Source organism: Paenibacillus sp. FSL L8-0641 (genome assembly GCF_038006265.1).
Classification (GTDB): domain Bacteria; phylum Bacillota; class Bacilli; order Paenibacillales; family Paenibacillaceae; genus Paenibacillus; species Paenibacillus polymyxa_D.
This window is the reverse complement of sequence record NZ_JBBOUW010000001.1, coordinates 1,750,362-1,771,869: the sequence shown is the minus strand read 5'-3', so window position 1 is coordinate 1,771,869 and position 21,508 is coordinate 1,750,362. Positions and strand designations below refer to the sequence as shown.

Sequence of the window (21,508 nt, the reverse complement as noted above, 5' to 3'; positions counted from 1 at the left end):
GTTCAGCTATGAGAAGATCAGCCTGTCCCGTTTTCATCTGTTTCTTTCTGGGCTAGTCCCATCCAAGTGCTATAGCGTAGGGCACAAGTATTGGGTTTACGAAGATTGATTCGAGAAAAGAAAATTATTGACCATAATTTTTCTAGTTCCCTTAAAAAATAACTTCTTCAGATCATCGCTTTACTCATAAAATATATGCATTAAACTTGCCGCTATTTTCCACAGCTCTCCAGCAACAATTTTCAGCTATGGATTCACCCTAATAAAACAGAGGAGGATACTAATGAACATGAATGGACCTGTCAACATTTCTCAAAGTGAGAGACTTCAGACTTGCCACGATATAGCTGCGAGGTTAAATGAAGTATATAGAGACAAAATTCTGGCTATAGGGGTCTATGGATCTGTTGCCAAAGGTACTGACGGCCCTTTCTCGGACATTGAAATGTTTTGTGTACTAAGTGAATCAAACGGCCCCGTAGAATTTAGCCATGAATGGTCAGCGGGACCCTGAAAAGCGGAGGTGAACGTCTGTAGTTCAGACGTTCTTCTTAAAATTGCCTCTACTGTTGAGGGCGAATGGCCGTTGACACATGGCCCCTTCTTTTCCCCACTTCGTCTGTATGATCCTGAAGACTTTTTTTCTATATTAAAGGAAGCTGCCGAATCCCCCACAAAGGAAGATTTCAGGCATGCCATCAACGAAGTGCTTGTAGGTGAAATGTACGAGTTTATAGGAAAGCTTAGGAATGTCCGTGTAAATGGTCCTCATACCTACTTGCCATACTTGGTAATGCAGTTTGCCCAATATGGGGCTATGTTAGTTGGGTTACACAATCAGAAGCTCTTCTCAACGGGTTCAATGGTTCTACCGGAGGCCCTGGAACTGCCGAGTCGTCCAGAAGGACTTGATCATGTAGTTAAGTTGGTTATGTCCGGAGATTTAGCTGAACCAGCGAAGATCATTTCAGCCTGTGAAGATTTCTGGAGTGGTCTTGTGAATTGGGCAGTCGAACATGACTACCTTATTCGATCACAACGGATCCCCTTTTGATCGAAAATAAAATTCGCTTTAATTTCACTTACTATAATATACCATGTTAATATATCATGTTTTTTATATGCCCAGTCCCCCTTTCGTTAAGGGGGAATTTTACTTTTCTTCTGGATGAATAGTACTTCTCCGTTATGTTTTTCCACTGTAATATATTTAAAATTTAAACTACTTGATTTCACCCACTACCTCCTTTATTCTCTGTATATGTAACTCTGTCTTTGCTTATCTATATCCGATGCTCACATACTTTCCTCATTCGTATACACATGCAAAAAATGTACAATTCCAGTGTACTCCATTAAAATTTTACACATAAAGCTTTATATAGATTTTATTTTTGTTAATATCCAACAACAGGGCCTTAGGCACTATGATAGATTACATTTTAATGATATATTGATAGGTACCATAAAAGACTAATTACCCATGGCTTGGGCTGGAGGATGTATGAAAAAGGAATCAAATCAAGACGAAACCAGTTATTTATTTAATGTAGATGTATTAGTTAAAGGCCGTTCGAATGTAGAGGCCCTTCAGTTCCTGCTTAATCTCTTGAGCCAAAACGAACACATTGCGGATAGCCGGATTCAATCCGGTATCGAACTTGGCAATTTAATTGAAGCTGCACTGTACCTAAAAAAACAGTCAGCCGTGAATAGCCCATCTGATGCAGCCGCTACGCTCGCGGAAAAATTTTCTAAAAAGAAATCAGCCGCAATTACGAACAAGCCGCCAGTCGTTCAAGAGATCAAACAATCCCACGTACAGCCAAAGCCTGCAACACAACAAGACCTTAGTACGTATGAATGGATCAAACGCTATATACATGATAATACGCTTGTACGGTTAATCGTAAACCGCTATGGTGGACAACGCAGCATTCCTTGCCGCATCCTCAATCTGGACCATGATAATAGCCTGCTGAGTGTGTATCATGTAGATGAGAAACAAGTGTACTCCTTTAAAATGAATGAGATCGATGAAATCACATCGTAAATGTAAATACTTCACCAAAAAACGAAGCATGAAAAAAGAGAACGGTCAGGAAAAACATGATGTCTTTCTTGTCCATTCTCTTTTTTTGTATTATCCGAAAAGAACTTTAATCCTCTTTCTTCAGACCCATGGCAGCCCATGCCAGCAATATCCATCCTGCTATAAAACACACGCCTCCTAGAGGGGTGATAGCTCCCAGCACACGGATTCCGGTCAGACTTAGCACATACAAGCTACCAGAAAACAAAATGATACCCGTCAATAACAGACGAGCTGCCCATCTTAGACGGTTGGAAGGTCCCCACTGTCCAGCAGCCAACGCAATGATCAGCAAACCGACAGCGTGAATCATATGATATTTCACACCTGTTTCATATACGGCCAAAGCATCCGCGTCGATCCGGGCTTTCACAATATGTGCCCCGAACGCTCCAATGGCTACCGCCAACATCATCATTATAGATCCCGTAAATATCCATTTTCGTTGCATGTTTGTGTACTCCTTTTCATCTCATCCTTTTAGCCGAATGTTCTTCTTATTTTATCGAAACCGTATGAAGTTTACCAGCCAGCGTGTGTGAACAGACCGCATACAGAATTGGATGATTAGACCCTGTCTTTTGAAGGGTAATGTGTAGGGTGGCTTGCTTTTTTGTTTATTTTGTGGAAAATTAGTACCTGTTCGGACTATGTTCAAGGAGTGGAAAAAATGAGTAACCAAGATCCTAATTTGCAAAAGCCTGCTGCGTCTGAGGAGCACCCTGTTTTTTCAGAATCTCCTGTGTTCCAGCCTCCGGTCAAGCTCAAACATTCCGGTCCCGGAATTGCTTCTTTTATTATGTCGCTTGTCAGTCTGATCGGATATATTATTCTGGCTATTATGGTTATTAATCTACTGGCTCATTTCGGCCAATACCAGACGATGAACCCGGAAATCGCTCTGCAGCAAACCGGAACGGTATTGCTTCCTTTTATTTTTTTAGGCAGCCTGTTGCTGAATTGTAGCGGACTTGTCGTTGGTATCATTGGAATTGCGTTAAAAAATCGTAAGAAAACCTTTGCTATTACAGGCTTAATCATTAATGCACTTATTATTGTAGGCTTTATTGCACTTCTTGCCATCGGTCTTTCCGTTCCGAATAGCACAGCGGATATCTATCCTTCCTCCGTGCAATCTTTATAATTTTTCTGCATCACACAGAGAGGATTCAATGTATGAACAAAATTAAAATTTTTGCCGACAGTACCAGTGATATTCCTACTCACTGGCGGCAACAGTACGAGATTAGCATTGTACCTTTGTATACGGTATTTGGTGATGAAGCATTGCAGGACGGGGTGAACATTCACCCGGAACAATTATTTCAACGTGTAAGTCGCGAGGGACATTTACCACGTACCGCCGCACCTTCTCCGTCGGATTTTATTCAAGCCTTTGCTCCTTACATAGAACAAGGGGACGACATTTTATATATCAGTCTGTCTTCCGAGCTATCATCAACGTACCAGAATGCGCTACTCGCTGCCTCTGAATTTCCGGAAGGCCGCGTTACGGTTTTTGATTCCTTGAATTTGTCGTGTGGCTTTGGCCTGCTTGTGATAAAAGCTGCTCGTGCGGCAACCAACGGCAATACGATAGAGCAGATTGTAGACATGTTGACGAAAACCAGGCCGCTAATAGATACGGAATTTGTCATTGATACACTTGAATACCTGTATAAAGGCGGAAGATGCTCAGGCATGCAAAATCTGATCGGCAGTCTTCTCAAAATTCGTCCGGTGATCAAAGTAATTGACGGAAAAATGACGCCAGCCTACAAAGTCCGCGGCAAACGTGAAAAAGCACTGGATCAGATGCTGCAAAACGCTCTGAATCAACGAGATCAGATGGATAACGATATCATTATTGTCGTGCACGCTTTGGCCGAGGAAGATGCGCTGATGCTGCAAGCTCGCTTGAAAGAAGAAACGAACGCACATGAGGTACTGCTAACTACAGCAGGCTGTGTTATTTCCAGTCATTGTGGTCCACAGACTATCGGTATTATGTATGCCAAAAAGGCATAGTTTATCCAATATCAGACCCGTTGCCGCATAGGTAGCGGGTTTTTTGGTATTTTTCCAGCAATTTAGCAATGAATAACTTTCCTCTTTTTGATAGTATTATTCGTCGAGTAACGAACTATGAATCTACAATCTATCATAAAAAAGAAGGTTATTTGGTATGAGTTCCAAACGATCACGTTGGTTAGCCAAGCTTACCCTATCAGCAACGGCAGCCATCACAATATTCACAACATTCTCTTCATACTTAGCTGCTCCAGCAGCAGCATCCGGCGCTACGTTCCAAGATACTGCACACAGCTATGCCTATCAGTCTATTATTTCCCTGCACGCTAAAGGAATTTTGAACGGTACACGACCTGGTTACTTCTCTCCTAAAAAGGCTGTTACCAGAGCCGAATGGGTTACCGCACTGGACCGTACACTCGGTCTGGAGCCTGTACAAGCACCCGTTCCCTCCTACCGAGATGTTGCCAAAAAGACGTGGTACTATGGATGGATTGAAGCGGCTTCGCAGCTCAATATCGTTCAGGGGGGAACGTCTGCCACATTCCAACCTAATAGTCCTATAACCCGTCAAGAAGCGGCTTTGATGATCGCACGTCTCATCCGCTCTTCGGGCGGATCAGGAGATGCTACTTCCTCCTTTACAGATACTGGCGAAATTGCAGATTGGGCTCTTGATGCGGTAATCACCGTAAATCGTTACGGCTTTATGAAAGGTGAAAGTAACTATTTTCGTCCTGCATCCTCTCTGACTCGTGAAGAAACAGCGGTCTTACTGGAGCGACTGCTAACGTATTCAACAAAACATGCTAACCAAACTGCTTCCACCGCTTCTTCCATCCGAATTGGCTGGCAATATGATCAAACCATTCAGCAGTTTGAAAATACGGTGCTCCAATCCAACATCAACACCCTGTCACCACGTTGGTTTTTTCTGAATGAAACAGGTATTATCAGCGATTATACCAATTTATCGCTGCTCACCTGGGCCAAACAGCATCATAAAAATATCTGGGCGATGGTAGGCAACCGTTCCAACCTGGCACTGACGCACCAAATTTTGTCCAGTGAGGTTCTACGAAATACAACCATAAGTCAGCTTGCTAATGCTGTATCTGTATACGGTTTGAACGGACTTGTCATTGATTTTGAAAATGTAGATGGTCAGGATCGTGCCCATTTAACATTGTTCGTCCAACAATTAAAAGCTAAGTTGAAGAGTCAGAATACGGTACTGGCGATTTGTGTATCTCCTGATTACGGAACGGACTGGACTGCCGCCTTTGATTATAAACAGCTTGGCGCTGCGGCAGATTATCTGATCCTGATGGGATATGACGAGCATTGGGGAGGTAGCTCGATCCCCGGCTCTGTGTCCTCACTGCCATGGCTTCGTGAAAGCGTGCGGCGTTTTGTACAAACCACCTATCCGGAGAAAGCGATCTTGGCGTTGCCATTATTTACACGGAACTGGACGCTTAACGCTAGCGGGCAATCAATCGCTTCCTCTGATATTTCACTAGATCAGCAAAACCAGCTCATATCCCGTTCCGTCTCCCAACCAATCTGGAATGAGGATATTCAGCAGTATACCGTGTCTTACAAAGACACGCAGCTTCATAAGCTGTGGCTCGAGGAAGGACGATCCTTCACTCGTAAGTATCGCTTGGGACAGGATGCTGGGTTTGCTGGCTTCGCCTACTGGTATGCGGGCGGAGCCAGCTCTGATCTGTGGTCCAGTGTAAAAAACGCTGACCGATTTATACAGCGTGGTTTATAAAATACAAAGCCTTCAACCTCACATGAAAAGTGAAGTTGAAGGCTTTTGGCATACATACTTAGCACCAGCCTATGACCGATATGCAACTTTCCCGTTTACAACTGTCATTCGTACCTTAACATCAAGTAAAGCTTGCGGGCTTTCCGATACATCACGGTCAATGACTGTAAAGTCAGCGGCTTTCCCTTCAGCTATCGTCCCTCTTTCATCAGCCTCACCAGCTGCTACTGCGCTTCCCGTGGTAAACAAACGAATGGCTTCATGTACATCCAGCTTTTCAGCGGGAAGATAGCCCTCATGCATTTCTTCCGGCTTGGCGCGAGTCACTGCCGCATGAATACCAAGAAAAGGGTTTAACGGCTCAATCGGCGCGTCACTACCTCCAGCACATGGAATGCCTGCTTCCAGTAGCTTTTTCCAGGCATATAAATATTCAGTCCGTTCTTTCCCCACCCGATCCAGTACCCAAGGGAAGTCACTTGCGACAAAACGGGGCTGGATGTCCGCGATCAGCGGCAGCTTCGCCATTCTCTTGACCAAATCACCCCTAAGCACCTGTCCGTGGATCAGACGATCTGGCAAACCGCTTTCCTCCGTGAGCGCATGGGCCTCCATCGCTGTCAAAATCATGTGCGCCGCCCCATCTCCTATGGCATGCACAGCCACGGGATAGCCTGCGGCTCTGACAGCAGCCACCATCTGATTCAGCTCCGGCTGCGGTTGAATCGCCATTCCGCAGGTATGCGGAGCATCACTATAGGGTTCAGACAATAATGCCGTTCTTCCACCAATAGCGCCATCGGCAAACATTTTTATCGCACCGATTTTAAACCACTCATTTCCGGTACCTGCACGCAGCCCTTGCACTTTCGCTTCTTCCAAAAATGGATGATAGATGAGCTGGTGTGTGCGAAAAGGAAGGCCTTCTTCTCTCAGCTCCCTGTAAATTCGCTGCATCGTCTCCACGCTGCCCAAAAAACGTAAATCCTCTGTGTGCGCAGCAGTCAGACCAAGCCGTAGCGCATCCAGGCAAGCCCGCCGAATCGTGTCCTTCTTAACCGAATAATCCGGTTCTGGCTGCACGCTAGTAAAGGCAAAGGAGGCTTCCTCATAAACCAATCCGTTCAACCGTCCATCTGCGTCTCGTCCATAGGCTCCCGAAGCCGGGTCAGGGGTGTCCTCGTTAATACCCGCACGTCGAAATGCCTCTGAATTGGCCAAAAACGTATGAAAGCACGTACGAGTGAGATATACCGGATGCTGATCTGTAATGGCATCCAGCTCGGATATATCCGGAATTTCAACAGGAATAAAAGCATTTTCGTTCCAGTTAAGTCCTAAAATCCACTCTCCCGGCGGTGTTACAGCGACCCGTTTGCGTAGCATAGCCAGCATCTCGCCCTTGGAGGTAGCTGATGTTAAATCGAGCATAGATAACTTCATACCATGCATAGATAAATGCATATGTGAATCGGTTAAGCCTGGCAGTACATAGGCATCTTCCCAATCCACGGTTTCATATTCCTTACCGGACAACTGCAATTCAAGCTCCCGAGCATATCCGACGGCCTGTATCCGACCCTGCTGTACAACGATGGAGTCTCCTTTGGAAGCCCACTCCCCATACAACCGGCCGTGCTTGAACAAAACGAATGTCAACGCCACTCATCTCCTTTTTTCAACTATACGCATACCCACTTCATATTACGCCTGTGTTGCCACTTCCAAGCGTAGTGTATTTATATCTATCTGCTGCACCTGCTCGGCAAATTGGTCATGAGCTGCACAGACAGCCATTTTATAATCCTGATCCAGCTCATACTGCTTAAAATGATAATACTCGGTGGTAAAGCCCTCTGTCGTGAAGCCTATGAATGGTTGTGCCTTTAGCTCAAATGAAAAAGACTTCAACGGTAGGGTTAGTCCCTGCCCCTCGGCCTTCACAAAGCTTTCCTTAAGCGTCCATAGATCGTAAAAATAGGATAAGCGGCTGTCTGCATCCTGACGCATTAACGCATCATACTCTGTGTCCGAAAAGCACACCCTACCTACCTCAAAATCAATAGGACGGAGCTGCTCAATGTCGATTCCAAGCGGGTGATCATCAATAGCGCATACCACCCATTTTCCCGAGTGAGAAACATTAAAATGGAATGCAGGTGCATTTATTAAGGAAGGCTTACCGAATGCATTGTATGTAAATTGAAGACTGGCATTCGATACCTTCAATTGCCGACAGGCCAACCATCTTAGCAGTAAATCGGCATATAAGCCCCTCAAAGCATCTTCCCGATGTAAAAAACGATCTAACTTGTGCTGCTTTTCTAGTGAAACCCGAGGTACCAGTAATTCGTAATGCTCCTCAGCTTCCGGCTTGCTCGTATCAATCGCGTATATTTTCATAGTCGCCTCCTATATACCTAATGAATATCAGCCAGTTTGTAACACTCACCGTTCGATGGAAGTCTGTTAGATATGGATGGCGTGTGCCGTGTACATGGTCAATATACTACTCTAGCACTTTCAATTCAATATGGATACAATTGGGATAAGTAGCTCTATTAAAACTACTTTATAGAGTCCATTAATGAAAGCGCTTTAAAATAAAGCATACAGAGGAGGACGAAACAATGAAATATGATTTTGCCCGCTTGCTGTGTATTATGCTCTCTATTTTGCTGACGTTGAGCATTTTTCAGATGTTTTCACCTAAGATCGCTTCAGCCGCTTCAGCGAATGTCGTGAATGGCATTCAGTTTAAAGATACAGATGGAAACGTAGTCCATGCCCATGGGGGTGGTATGATTAAAGTAGACGGTTACTATTATTGGTTTGGTGAAAATCGTAATCCCAACGGCACGTTCAAGGCGGTATCCGCCTACCGTTCCTCTGATTTAAAAAACTGGGAGTTTCGTAAAAACGTACTGACCAGCAGCTCCGCCGTAGAGCTGAATGTTTCGAATATTGAACGTCCGAAAGTGATTTATAATGAAAAAACACGCAAATACGTATTATGGATGCACAAGGAGAATGGGGTTAATTACAACGAGGCCCGAGTGGCTGTCGCCTCCTCCGATACGGTGGACGGCGATTACACATATCAGGGTAGCTTCCGTCCTCTGGATTACGATTCGCGCGATATGACCGTATACAACGATAACGGTACAGCTTACCTTATTTCGGCTACCCGGGTAAACGCGGATCTGAACATTTATCGTCTGACACCGGATTTTCTGCAAGTTGAGTCGCTAGTGACTACACTTTGGCCAGGACAATATCGTGAAGCTCCAGCGATGTTCAAAAAAGGAGACGTCTACTTCCTGATTACATCTGGGGCGACCGGCTGGAATCCCAATCAGGCCAAGTATGCTACCGCATCCAGCATTGAAGGAACCTGGAGTAATACAATAAACTTTGGGGACGGTACGACTTATGATTCACAGTCGGCTTACGTGATTCCTGTTGAAGGGGCCCAGACAACTTCATACCTGTATTTGGGCGACCGATGGGCGGGTGCGTGGAGCGGTCCTGTGCAGGATTCTCAATATGTATGGTTGCCACTACGTTTTCCAACAGCGACTTCATTAGCCATGGATTGGCACGACAGTATTAATATTGACACCGCCAGTGGTGTGGTCGAGGGGATAACAACGCCCCCCATTGCCATTGATCCGGATGCCTATTATCAGCTAGTGAATCGCAAGAGCAATAAGCCACTAAGCATTATTGGCAATGCAACGACGGACGGCGCAGACCTGGAACAGCGTGCAGATGTGGGAACAGCAAGCCAACAATGGCAACTCAAGGATGCAGGCAGCGGATATTATAAAATTGTGAACCGCAACAGCGGAAAGCTAATTGGTGTTGAAAGCGGTACTACAACGGATGGTACAGTTATTGAGCAGTGGAGCGACGGAGGCTGGTCCAGTCAGCACTGGCAATTAGTATCCGTAACCGGTGGTTATTACAAGCTGAAAAATCGGGCAACTGGCAAGCTGATCGATATTTCTGAAGGCGCCACCGCCGATGGAGCCAAAGCCATTCAATGGGGCGATAATGGTGGGACAAATCAGCATTTCCGTGTAGTTAAAGTAGAATAGCCCAAGTTATTTTCAAAAGGAGCCGTATTCCGAGCAGATCATGGTGACTGCTAACGGAAATAACGGCTCCTTTTTACGTAAAACGATGAAATTGATAATCTTTAGTACGTTATAGTTCCCACGGATAATCTGTTGTCAGAAAACTAGCCAGCTGCTTGCTTTCTTCCCTCCGCTGACGCCGTATGGCTGCGCGTGATGGAGCCGTCTGGTGCAATTGTAACTGCTCTTCTGTTTCTGGAATCACCTGCGGCACGGTCACTTTACGGTTGTTCTCGTCCAATGCCACAAAGGTCAGGAAGGCGGTGGCTGCGATTTTTCGGTCGCCAGTCATTAGTCCTTCACGAATTACCTTTACGAACACCTCCATCGAGCTACGGCCTGTCCAGGTTACGAACGCTTCTAGCGTGACAGAATCACTCGGATGGATAGGTAGCAAAAAATCCACCGAATCCGTAGAGGCTGTAACTGTGTTCGTACGACACAGCTTAGCAGCTGCAATAGATGCGATATCGTCGATATACGACATCAATCGGCCGCCGAAGAGCGTGTTATGATTGTTGATATCGTTGGGAAATACTCGGGATGTCTTAAAGCAGTAGGTTTCTCGGATGTACTTGCTTTCCATGGGTTCTTTCCTCTCTTTTCCTCGTTGCTCTCTTTTATATCTCAGGATTTTGCAAAATCCTGATGTGGAAGCCTGTTTTAGACTATGCTAATCATCCCACTAATCCGCATAATAAATCAATACATAAAAATCGGCATCCTCATCCGAATCATTGCGGTAGGTATGTATGTCAGATACTTGAAATTGCACGGCATCCCCTGCACTCAGCTTGAGCTGTTGCCCCTGCATCTCAAAGTACATTTCCCCACGGATCATGAGAATCGTTTCCTCTCCCAGATGCTTCTCTGCCTGGTGTGTAAAGCCTGGCTTCAGACTTACCGTGAACACCTCAAACTTCTTTTCCGCGTGATACGGGAATACAGGGTAAACAAAATAGTTACCGTCCTCATCAATAACCGGATGCAGGTCTTCCCTTCGAATCTTCGTGATTTGCGGCGGGTCTTCTTTAAGAAAGGTGGAGAAGGATACGTGCAAACCGTTCGCGATTTTCCAAAGGGTTGTTACCGTAGGATTGGATTTCCCCTTCTCAATCTGAGCCAGCATCCCTTTGCTGACCCCTGTCAGTTCAGCCACCTTATCCAAACTTAATCCTCTAGTCTTCCTGATTTGAGCCAAATTAGAGCCAATAATATACTGCATTGAATCCACGGACGATGCCTCCTTGTATCCAAAAGTCTATATAAGAAGAATACACAAAAGACTGTGTGTTCGCTATATATAGAAGCCGATCAAGGTATATACAAGGCTTAAACGGGAAGTAGGCATGCTATAATTTACTGTAATATGGTCAGGTTCCTCGTTAACTTCAACATGCCAATAAAAACATTTGACATTGAATATAAATGTCCTTAAACTTCACTTATTAAAACGTTTTTGAAAACTATTGTAATATCCTGAAGGAGGGTTGCTATCCTACAACTTTTCCGTCCCTGAACACCCAACAGGTGAGAAAACCAACGTTGACTATCTAGGAGGGACTAAATTTGAATCCGCAAACCCGCAAGTCCCGTTACATGTACACGATGCAGCTGGCGACAATTTTTATTGGCTTTATTGTATTTGGCATCTCGGAAAATATTAAAGGCCCTGCTATTCCACGCATTCAATTCGACTTCAATCTGGATGAACAGCAGCTCGGAACATTGTTGTCTCTAAACGCACTTGGTTATTTGATTGCCTGCTCGTTCACCGCCGTTCTTGTCCGTAAGTGGGGAATCAAGGCGGTCAGCATCATTTCCTTTGCTTCCATGATCATCTCGGGAGTGTTCATCTATCTGTCGCACACGTATCCTTTCTTCGCCTCGTCCTACTTCTTGATGTATATTGGGAACGGCATGCTGGAGATTGCGCTCGCCATTTTGGGGGCGAGGATTTTTGTGAAAAATACCGGCACGATGATGAATTTGTCCCACTTTTTCTATGGGCTCAGCTCAACAGTCGCCCCTTTGCTGGCGACGGGAGTCATGTCACTGACGGTATTTGGACATACGCTGGACTGGCGGGGGATGTATCTGGCTATGTTGTCGCTCTGCCTGCTGCCGATTGTGGCCGCGCTGCTCAGTACCTTCCCGGGAGACGATCTGCAGCATGAAGAACGGACCTCACTCAAGACCCTAACCCGCGATCCGGCACTCTGGATGATGGTAATGATCCTGTCGTTTGGGGTAGTCTCTGAGCTCGCAGTTGGGGGCTGGCTAGTCAACTTCTTAGAGAAAGCGTATTCATGGAGTACGGTGAAGGCGTCCAGTATGCTCTCAGCGTTCTTTCTTACCTTCTCGTTGGGGCGCCTGTTGCTTGGTCCGCTCACTGACCGGATGGGGTTTGTGCTTTCGACGATTCTATTCTCCGCCTTCTCAGCGATATGTACGTTCGCAGCAATCGCGGGTGGGGAGAGACTGGCGTTTCTCTTTGCCGTATCGGGTGCAGGCATTGCAATGATCTATCCGACCGTGATGGCGTTCATAGCACGGAGATATCCGAAGGACAGTGATACAGCTATTACGTTCGTCGTCACGCTGATGGGTATAGGTAGTGTCATTGGCAACTATGTGATCGGCTGGGTAATCGAAGGGGTCAAGATAGTCTACGGCGCAACTACTGAGCTTGGCATGTTGCGCGGGCTCCAGGCGGGATATGGAGTTATCGGTCTATGCGCAGCCATCTGCGCGGTCTCGGGAATTATTCTCTACAGATATCTGAAAAAACGGCAGGAGCTTATATAAGTCACCATCTTAGGGTTGTCCCATAAGTCATGAACTGACTGGGACGCCCTTTTTTTACGAACTCCCCATTCAGTCAAAACAGTCCTTGTATGAACACATCCGATTTGAACACCGCTTTTGGATGCTGGCTGCTGCCAAATCGTCTGCAACCGGAACACGAGCGAAGCTTTTTGGTAAATACATAGCCTTCCTTGGGTCATCAATAGTAAATCAAACAGCTTTTTAAGGGCAATTCTCCTGTATTCTACTCTATTAGGCTGTAATTTTTCTGAATAGAAGAGTGTAGCCGAGAGCGGACAATAATACTGTGTGTTCGCTATAGGTGATATTCAATATAACATACAATTGTGTAATATATTGATACTTTACGACTTCCGTTATATACTATTAAAAAATTTATACACTGGGGGTAAGATTAAAATGTCCATAGCTTCGGAGTTGAGCGGAACGAAGCATGATTCACTCAGCTTTTTACAAGGGGTTAAAGATTGCATTCCTACATTGCTTGGTTATGTATGCATTGGGTTCGCGGCAGGGATTGTGGGCGCTTCGTCAGGGGTTAGCACCATGGAAATTGCCCTGATGTCGGCGCTTGTATACGCAGGAGCCTCCCAGTTTATTATGTGCTCAATGCTGGCTGTAGCCAGTCCTCCATCCGTCATTATTTTAACGACATTCATTGTGAATGCCCGCCATCTGCTGCTAAGTGCATCGCTGGCTCCTTACTTTTCTAAATATTCACTATGGAAAAACATAGGTATCGGCGTTCTTTTGACGGATGAATCCTTTGGGGTAGCGTCTGATAAATTGGCTAAAGGCGGACAGGTCAGTGACCGTTGGATGAACGGGCTTAATATTACAGCTTATCTCGCCTGGATTGCATCCTGTGTGGCAGGAGGGATTCTCGGAAACTGGATTTCCCGACCGGAGGCTTTTGGTCTGGATTTTGCCTTGCCTGCGATGTTTCTTGCCCTACTCATTTCCCAGCTCCAAAGTGTCCATACCTCCAAACTCAAGCATCGTCTGCTGCTTGTGCTATGTATGGCTGTTCTGATGTACCTTTTGTCCTGGTGGGTGCCGTCACATATTGCTGTCATTGTAGCGACCATGATCACCGCAACGATTGGAGTGTTAACCGACAAATGAACATTAATCCCCATGTCCTGTATATCATTATCGGTGCCATGATTGTCACGGCGATCCCAAGGATCATTCCCTTTGTCGTGCTGCAAAGGCTGGCGCTACCCAAGCCAGTGCTACAATGGCTTTCCTATATTCCTATTTGTATTTTCACTGCACTCGTGATGGAAAATCTGCTCGTCCGAACCGAGACCTCCGTCACTTTTAATGGGCAAGTGCTTATGGCTGTCTTTCCAACGCTAGTGACCGCCTTGTGGAGCAAAAACCTGCTGGCTACCGTCGTTGTCGGTATTGTGAGTATGGCTGTAGTTCGACTTTTATGGTGAAAATAAAAGTTACCCTCCTACAATAGGAGGGCGTCTGTCCTTTCTTAGGTTCCACCTGTCGTCCTTACTAACGAGGGCGACAAATCTCCTTCCTCAAAACCATGCGCTCGTTGTGAAAGATACGAGGAGGCTTGCAGCCTGAACATTTCTGCATACACTCCGTCTATATCCATTAAGTGTTCATGGCTACCTGCTTCTACAATTCTGCCCTCCTCCATTAAAATAATGGTATCCGCCATACGTGCGGAAGACAATCTGTGTGAAATAAACACTCCTATTTTCTCATGAATAAGCTGATCAAACTTTTGAAAAACCTCTTTTTCCGCGTGTGGATCCAAAAAAGAGCTCGGTTCATCCAAGACATATATATCGGCATTTCTCATAAAAGCCCTGGCTATTGCAATACGCTGCCACTGTCCTCCAGATAGCTGCTGTCCATCTTCAAACCATTTCCCAAGCAAGGTATTCATTTTATCAGGCATGCCGACTATCAAATCTGTAATTCCCGCCTTATCTATAGCTGTCCAAATAGCCTCATCATTTTCTCTGGAAGCCACATTCCCAAAGCCTATATTATCTCTAACAGCCATCTCATAATGTACAAAATCCTGAAAAACAACGCCTATTTTTTCTCTAAAACTGTCTTTATCCAATTCATGTATAGAGTGTCCATTAATTAAGATTTCTCCTTCAAAATCGGAATACAGATGAGTTAGTAACTTCACAATCGTTGATTTACCCGATCCATTTCTCCCTACAATGGCCAGCTTCTCTCCTTGATGAAGCTTGAAGCTAACATTAGAAATGGCATTCTCCTCCGTGTTCGGATATCTAAACGATACATTCCGAAATTCAATACTGTGAATAGCGGACAAAGGCAATTGCTGAACTGATTTTTGTATTTTTGCCTCTTCTGGCATATCCAAAAAGTCAAATAGCTGCTTGATATACAAATTATTTTGACACAAGCTTAAAATCCCTTGTACAATGCTCTGCGATGTTGACTGGGTTAACGTGATACCCTGAATTAAGCTCACCAAGTTCCCCACTAAAATTTGACCAACATAAGTGGCTTGTATGGCCATGAAAATAATAAATGCACACGCACCCTGATTTACAATCTGAAATACAAGAGAAGTATAGGATCTACGAACCGCTAGCACTTTATCCTCGCGATAAAACCCTTCGAGTATCGTTTTGTATCTTTTTCGCAGATAGTCTCCCAATTGAAATATTTTCACTTCTTTAAAACTATTATCTCTTGTCACTAAAAACGACAAATACCAGGATTCACGTTGTCTTCCTGCTCTTTGAAAGTGAACATTAAATTCTCTTTGCCCGATACGTAAAAAAGAATAGAATGATAAGCATGGAATGAGAAAAATGAATAAGAACGCCCACCATCTCCATGCGATGAGAATAGCACCCGTCGAGAATAAGGTTACAACACTGCTAATAATGGCAAGAATTTGAGTAAATATTTCAAACGGCCTAAAATCTGCCTCTCCCTGAGCACGTTGGAGCATATTTTGCACATCTGCATCCTCAAACGACTGCAAAGACATCTTTTGTGCTTTTTCAATAATTCTGATATTTACCTGGTTCGATAGCCGGCTTTGAAACATTTTACGAAAAAAGCTTTCGCCAATATTGATCAGATCGTACAGCAAATTGACACCGATCAAGACGCCAAAAGCTATAAAAACAGGTTGAAAGCTTCCCCCTGACGCTCCGGCCACGACACTGTTGATTAATTCTCTCGTAGTTAAAAGGATCACAGCAGGAATTGCGCCCTTCAATAAATTCGTAATGAGTATAGCAATCAAAAAGGAAGGATGTGTGTCCCAAAGCAGCCTGAATATACGAGGCCAAAATAAAAAGGTACGAAATATATTTTTATAGGACAAAGAGATCAGGTCATTGGTTTGTCCATCAGACTGTGACATAGCTTACCCCTTTCCTATGCAACAGGTTAGCTACTGTATGCTTAGCTAAAGCCATACATTTTATTTCTCGCTCCCTATTTACACCAAGCAGACGATTCAAATGCATATGAATGATACTGCCTAAAATATCATCAGGATGATTGGTAAGTTCGTGATTATTTTTAGCCAGAATTATCGCTTGAGCATACTTCTGAATCATAGTCTGTCTTTTTTCTACAAGTGCCAAGAAAGCAACCTGTGTGGCCGTATCTGCTTGTCCAATCCATTCATAATTCGATTCTACAGCGGTAATCAATGTTTTTTTGACATCCCTGAACCCCTTCATATGAGGCTTGCAATCAATTCTCTCTTCTAGCCATTTCACTTGTTCCTGAATCGTTAAGCCAAAACCACTCAGGTAATGAATAATGTTAATCACAGCCGCAATCTCTATGTCCAGATTGAAAGCATTAGAGCGAATTCCCTTCATATAGGCGATGACCCATTGACTATCCACGTCAAAAACCTGTTCTGCCAGCTCCATAAGTGCCTGTCCTCCATACCTTTCGTACTCAGGAAGATACGTATCCAGGATCATATTCGTTATTAGCCCCTCTTCACGCAACTCGGCTGCCCACTGATTTAATTGTGCCAAACCAGCTGTCCATAGCTTATCGGGCTCTCCTTGAAAACGTAAACGGATATGATGTTCAGGATCAACGTATCGCAAAAAGTAAAATTTTTGACTCCAATCCTTAAACCCCGGCTGTTTTAAGAGATGCCCTAGGCTTAAGCCTACCAGGTCAGTCTCTCTTTCCTTGACTCCGTACAATTTAAGGTATAGCCACTCCCCTCCTGGAAATATGCCTCTATGAATGCTGGAAGGAGTATGAGCAATGAAGTTTTGAGAATCAATATGGTTTTGTGAACTAGGGATACTCGGTTTCACCTTTACTTTTTTCTTCTTTAGTGGAAACACAAATTCTCCCATATATCTTCCTGTTGTCCCCTGTACTGGGGTATAGAAGGGATTACCCAAACACTCGGTAAGAAGAAGTTCCTGTCCTTCACGTGTCTTGCTCACCTCATGTAGCAATTCTTTGATATGGAAGAGGTTGCATAGGTCTAATAAAAGGCGATTATCCCCCATCGTTAGGTAAACATAACGCGGTACATTCCATTGTTGTCTCCACACATGGAAAAGTTCTTCTCCTTCTTTGGACTCGCATGATTCTGAAATATTCAATGAAGCTTTGCTCAGTTTCCACTGCGCAGCACTAATAATGATCTTTTTATAAACTAGTCTTGGCAAAAAAGGGGACTGCTCTAATGGCCCCCAGTCAAAATAAGACCATGTACCAATCTCTTTATTGGTAATATCCGTTAGAAATCTGAAAATATGTGGTGAAAGCTTGTAATTCAGCATATGTGTTTGCAAGGGGATTATTTCCTTACCCAAACGTCTGGACTTGACATAAAAACGATCATGAGTAGCACCCACCACTAAATCATCAATACAGAGTGTATGGTCCTCATCTTTAGAAGAGGTGGTTCCCGACACAATCTCATATGCCATTAAATTTTTGCTTAATGAGATATTTGATATTTTCCCCTGTTCCGGCATAAAAACCATCTCTGACAATAACGCATCGGGATGAAAGCATCGGTGATGATCATATATTTCAGAGAATTTTTGTACAAACTCCTCACTCAACATATCCAGAAAACGTCCAAAGGTTTTACCCGCTCTATTCGAGCCAGCACTGGCTCCAAGTAAAAGCGAATAGTCTCCAGCATCAACTTTTTCAGGAGAATCAGCAAATATACTGTAATAGATCTCCATTGATTCTGGGGAAGTGTCGTAGTTATCGGAAATCATCAGTTGCTCTAATTGTTCATCTGTAAGGGCGAGTTCTATTTCATGTTTAGAAATGGCATCCGAAACCCATTGAAAGAGAACAGCGTTGCGTTTAAATGCCTCCATGCCCATTGATTTTTTTTCATTTGAACGATACATTTCCGGTATACCCAGACCCCAATCCTCATCAAACAGTTCATGAATAGGAACCTCCTGATACACACCGTACTTTTCCAAGAAACGATTCAAATATTCAGCCAATTCGTCCGTTTTGGGGGATGCATACAATTTGCACATGACTTCAGCCCCTAATGAAACCTCATCAAGCACATGTTTCGGCAGCGTTACTTCTTTATCCAATTTAACATCAACTTGTACAGGTATTTTTACAGAAATGATATCCAGCATTTTGTCACATAATTTCCGGTAGACCTTCTCTCCTTCTCCAATCGTGCATTGATTATATTGAAGTAATAAAGCATCGATTTCGTGTAAAATGTGAATCCAAGGATCGGAAATGTCCAGTTTTTTAATTTTTTCGAATATGTAATGAAAGGGTGAATGATCCATTAACGGAGGTCTAAGCTCGCTTAAAATAAACTCTTGCTCTACTAGTTGCTGCAAATAATCAGCTATGATTTCCAAAGTAGCGTCAGGGAATGCCTTTAATAGTATTTCTTTGAGTTCCATCACCCGAATGGGATGTTCCGCAGCTTCAAACGTCATTCGAACAACGTCAGTAAGCCGAATGGAATTAAAAATTTCTGCCGAATCATCAGCTTCTGCTGCTCCATGCTTAGGTCGGAATGGTAATTTGGCTCGATTCCCTTTGATCATAACCGTTTTGTTTAGGAAGACCTTAAGTTGATTAAATATGGCTGGATCAGCTTCTATTTTTTGAATCAGTTTATATATCCATTCCATGTCGGGTCTGGCTCTCTTCAGATGCTTAGGATAGCTACCAATATCCAGATCGGTAGTCTTCCCGCAAATCCCCTGCCCCACTCCTGAAAATAACCCAAATGGAGTCGTTCGGGTAGTCATCCGAATAAAATAACGATAAAAGCTGTTCAGCGTCTTCTCATACTTTTGTAGCTCTCCTTTATCATCCAAAGCATGACCATCATTCAAGTAATGTAGAAACTGCATTAGGGACGGAGAGGCTAATGATATGGCTTCTTGAACAACAGCTTCTTGGGATATCAACTTTAATCGACGAGTTATTTCCTCCAAAGTAAGCTGGCTGTCCACATCTTGATCCGAAAACACCTGAAAATATCGGTCTAGCGGTAGTAATGGAGCTCTGATTAGAAAAAAATCACATGCACTAAACCATCTTTCATCCCGATCTCTCACTTCATTATGTAGTTTATGCGCATCAGTGTAATGCAGTTGTCTCTTCACAACTGACCACCTCCAAGTTTTTAGGAAATATACTCAACTTGTAACCGATCCCATGACATGTTACCAGAATTTTTGGATGACTTGGATCATCTTCTATTTTCTCTCTCAATTTTCGGATGTGCACATACACCGTATTAGACGTAGTAAAAGCATCCACTCCCCAGACTCTGTCTATAATGTGATCAATTGTAGAAGCACACTCTTTTGCAGTAAGAAGATACATTAATAATCGAAATTCCATCATAGTCAGCATATGCTCATGCCCTTGCTTCCAAATAACCTTTCCAGCAGGATCAAAAATGACATTAGGTGATAAACTAATAGCCTGCTGTTCTCTTTCCATTTCGTATTCAGTTGATGCCATTGAAAACAGTTGTTTGAGGAGATCCAATTGCCGTTGGTCATCACTATGATAGGAAAGAAAGATAAATGGAACTGTAAATTTTTCTTTAATGCTGTGCCAGTAAGACAAGTCCTCTAGCGTTACATGATCCTGATTCAAAGCTACACCGATACACTGCTCATCAATCTCCGGTAGAGCCTGGTAAAGCGAATCATAAAACATGATTTGAATGTTTTCTGGAGTGCTTAAAGTCTCAAAAAAATGCTTAATCTTCCTAAAAGATGATATAACCATAAATTTTTGTTTCATCTAATCCCCCCAAAACCAATGCTTCAGATAAGCAATAAGGTAGCACCCTTAAGAAATCAGAAACAATTCACTCCATCTCCCTGAATATTTAGGATGTTCTTTCCCAATTCCATAGTCCAGCAAACTTAATGCAATCCCTGTTGCTCCTTGCAGTATTCCTACATTATGAACATGAGTTGTCCCCTCCAAATCCTGGTATCCAAATGGGAGTTCTTCATCGTATAAATTTACTAACTTTAAAGCTATCTGATCGGCAAAGCGTAACGCAGCTATATTATCGGTTAAGCTATAGAATCTATGGGCCATATGAAGCAAACCGGCCAACCCGTGACAGAAAGTAGGGGATAGCGCGTTTAGTAGCTCATCATCTAAGCAAAATATGGATTTCATAGCTTTTTCCGCTATCTTTTTCCATTCTTCATTACTGCACTCAATTCCTGCTCTGAATAATGTCCAAGCTATTCCAAAGGTTCCATGACACCAGCCTTCAATTTCTCTCATCCCTACTTTTTTCTCTCTCTTGTTCATTGAAGATGCCTGAGAGTTTACAGGCCAATACCCGCCATATTGATCCTCCTGAAGTTGAATAAGCAAAAAATCGGCTATATGTTTTATAGCCTCATGTAGTCCTTCAACTTTGATTTTTTTTTGTAGGGCAGTGACAAGCAGTGCAAGTATTCCGGTGATACCATGCGCCAAACCTAGATGGATTGAAGCCGAATCTTCCCTTGACGACAAATGTATATATTCAGGTATAAAGTGCGTAATGGTGTCTAATAATTGACGTGACAGATCACACATCGTCTTGTCTTCAGCAGCCTCCAGAGTGTATCTGCCCACCCCGAGCAGCCCATTGATGATATCCATTTGCCTACTGAACTCTGTAATTGTGCCAATTACAGGTAAATCCCCCCACTTTACTTCAATATACTTATTAAGCTGAGAGATTAGTTTGTTATAATTAGCTCTGTTATTGGAAGCTAATAATATGCCATAAGCTACTCCTGTTGTTCCATAGTAAAGAGAAATACGAGGCAATAATAATAGAGAGTTAGCATCTAAGTACCGTAACTGACTATGCACATGCTCTGCCCAATTTTGATCTGGCTCCAGGTAACCCCATTCGGACAACAGCGCAAACACACCCGGAATTCCATCGGCAAGCGAGCCAGGATTCCAAGGGGGATTTCCACGTGAAGGTGAAAGGTTGTTTGTATGATTAACTATCTTTTCTGTATATGATAGGTCTATTAGCTTTTGTGCTATATACTTACTGATTTCAACTGATCTCCCCTTCAAATCTTCAACCATAAATCCTTCCCTCATTTTCATAACTGGAAAAGACACGGTTAT

At 43.7% G+C, this 21,508-nt stretch carries 17 protein-coding genes and 1 pseudogene; 9 read left to right on the top strand and 9 right to left on the bottom strand.

Translation table 11 applies throughout. From position 1 onward, the window contains the following. Positions 1 to 283: 283 nt before the first annotated feature. Positions 284 to 1,054, top strand: a pseudogene (locus MKY16_RS07965) (ANT(4')-I family aminoglycoside nucleotidyltransferase). A gap of 450 nt (positions 1,055 to 1,504) precedes the next feature. Beyond that, positions 1,505 to 2,053, top strand: coding sequence for a hypothetical protein (locus MKY16_RS07960; protein WP_029516552.1), 549 nt, complete (start codon positions 1,505 to 1,507; stop codon positions 2,051 to 2,053). A gap of 106 nt (positions 2,054 to 2,159) precedes the next feature. On the opposite strand, the gene MKY16_RS07955 is transcribed toward MKY16_RS07960, so the two are convergent. Next, a complete protein-coding gene (locus tag MKY16_RS07955) occupies positions 2,160 to 2,543 on the bottom strand; it encodes a DUF423 domain-containing protein (protein WP_029516551.1) in 384 nt (127 codons plus the stop codon). A gap of 219 nt (positions 2,544 to 2,762) precedes the next feature. Here MKY16_RS07955 and MKY16_RS07950 point away from each other — a divergent pair, with 219 nt between their 5' ends. The 3 genes from MKY16_RS07950 (at position 2,763) to MKY16_RS07940 (ending at position 5,903) form a co-directional block, all read left to right on the top strand. Then, on the top strand, positions 2,763 to 3,236 hold the full coding sequence (locus MKY16_RS07950; RefSeq protein WP_069012792.1) for a hypothetical protein: 474 nt from the start codon (positions 2,763 to 2,765) through the stop codon (positions 3,234 to 3,236). 32 nt (positions 3,237 to 3,268) lie between these two features. Beyond that, on the top strand, positions 3,269 to 4,120 hold the full coding sequence (locus MKY16_RS07945) for a DegV family protein (RefSeq protein WP_340954950.1): 852 nt from the start codon (positions 3,269 to 3,271) through the stop codon (positions 4,118 to 4,120). Between the two features lie 157 nt (positions 4,121 to 4,277). Beyond that, on the top strand, positions 4,278 to 5,903 hold the full coding sequence (locus tag MKY16_RS07940; protein WP_340954948.1) for an S-layer homology domain-containing protein: 1,626 nt from the start codon (positions 4,278 to 4,280) through the stop codon (positions 5,901 to 5,903). 69 nt (positions 5,904 to 5,972) lie between these two features. On the opposite strand, the gene MKY16_RS07935 is transcribed toward MKY16_RS07940, so the two are convergent. Together MKY16_RS07935 and MKY16_RS07930 are read right to left on the bottom strand one after the other, a co-directional pair. After that, positions 5,973 to 7,562, bottom strand: coding sequence for an amidohydrolase (locus tag MKY16_RS07935; protein WP_340954946.1), 1,590 nt, complete (start codon positions 7,560 to 7,562; stop codon positions 5,973 to 5,975). Positions 7,563 to 7,607: 45 nt separating this feature from the next. Further along, positions 7,608 to 8,306, bottom strand: coding sequence for a 4'-phosphopantetheinyl transferase family protein (locus tag MKY16_RS07930; RefSeq protein WP_165145146.1), 699 nt, complete (start codon positions 8,304 to 8,306; stop codon positions 7,608 to 7,610). A gap of 227 nt (positions 8,307 to 8,533) precedes the next feature. Between MKY16_RS07930 and MKY16_RS07925 the strand changes: the two genes are divergently transcribed. Further along, complete coding sequence (locus MKY16_RS07925; protein WP_340931786.1) at positions 8,534 to 10,003, top strand: RICIN domain-containing protein; 1,470 nt, start codon at positions 8,534 to 8,536, stop codon at positions 10,001 to 10,003. A gap of 109 nt (positions 10,004 to 10,112) precedes the next feature. Here MKY16_RS07925 and MKY16_RS07920 read toward each other — a convergent pair whose 3' ends face one another. Both MKY16_RS07920 and MKY16_RS07915 read right to left on the bottom strand, forming a co-directional pair. Beyond that, entirely contained in the window at positions 10,113 to 10,628 is a 516-nt protein-coding gene (locus tag MKY16_RS07920; RefSeq protein WP_013309488.1) for an acyl-CoA thioesterase, read from the bottom strand. A gap of 99 nt (positions 10,629 to 10,727) precedes the next feature. Then, the gene (locus tag MKY16_RS07915; RefSeq protein ID WP_029516544.1) at positions 10,728 to 11,276 is read right to left on the bottom strand and encodes a helix-turn-helix domain-containing protein; all 549 of its coding nucleotides are present in this window, start codon (positions 11,274 to 11,276) and stop codon (positions 10,728 to 10,730) included. A 335-nt stretch (positions 11,277 to 11,611) separates the two neighbouring features. Between MKY16_RS07915 and MKY16_RS07910 the strand changes: the two genes are divergently transcribed. From MKY16_RS07910 to MKY16_RS07900, 3 genes are all read left to right on the top strand, one after another. Next, positions 11,612 to 12,850: an MFS transporter gene (locus tag MKY16_RS07910; RefSeq protein WP_029516543.1), complete on the top strand. Its 1,239-nt coding sequence runs from the start codon at positions 11,612 to 11,614 to the stop codon at positions 12,848 to 12,850. Positions 12,851 to 13,270: 420 nt separating this feature from the next. Then, positions 13,271 to 13,996 carry an AzlC family ABC transporter permease gene (locus MKY16_RS07905; RefSeq protein ID WP_165145137.1) on the top strand — a complete coding sequence of 242 codons (726 nt, stop codon included), beginning with the start codon at positions 13,271 to 13,273 and terminating at the stop codon, positions 13,994 to 13,996. Beyond that, on the top strand, positions 13,993 to 14,316 hold the full coding sequence (locus MKY16_RS07900) for an AzlD domain-containing protein (RefSeq protein ID WP_165145134.1): 324 nt from the start codon (positions 13,993 to 13,995) through the stop codon (positions 14,314 to 14,316). The genes MKY16_RS07905 and MKY16_RS07900 overlap by 4 nt, the downstream gene beginning before the upstream one ends. A gap of 44 nt (positions 14,317 to 14,360) precedes the next feature. Here MKY16_RS07900 and MKY16_RS07895 read toward each other — a convergent pair whose 3' ends face one another. From MKY16_RS07895 to MKY16_RS07880, 4 genes are all read right to left on the bottom strand, one after another. Beyond that, complete coding sequence (locus MKY16_RS07895) at positions 14,361 to 15,986, bottom strand: ABC transporter ATP-binding protein (protein ID WP_340954944.1); 1,626 nt, start codon at positions 15,984 to 15,986, stop codon at positions 14,361 to 14,363. A gap of 262 nt (positions 15,987 to 16,248) precedes the next feature. After that, positions 16,249 to 19,350, bottom strand: a complete 3,102-nt coding sequence (locus MKY16_RS07890; protein ID WP_340957558.1) for a lantibiotic dehydratase — start codon at positions 19,348 to 19,350, stop codon at positions 16,249 to 16,251. Positions 19,351 to 19,477: 127 nt separating this feature from the next. Next, positions 19,478 to 20,155 (bottom strand): winged helix-turn-helix domain-containing protein, encoded by a 678-nt coding sequence (locus MKY16_RS07885; protein ID WP_340954942.1) that lies wholly within the window; start codon positions 20,153 to 20,155, stop codon positions 19,478 to 19,480. A 48-nt stretch (positions 20,156 to 20,203) separates the two neighbouring features. Beyond that, the gene (locus tag MKY16_RS07880; protein WP_340954940.1) at positions 20,204 to 21,466 is read right to left on the bottom strand and encodes a lanthionine synthetase C family protein; all 1,263 of its coding nucleotides are present in this window, start codon (positions 21,464 to 21,466) and stop codon (positions 20,204 to 20,206) included. Between the last annotated feature and the right edge of the window lie 42 nt (positions 21,467 to 21,508).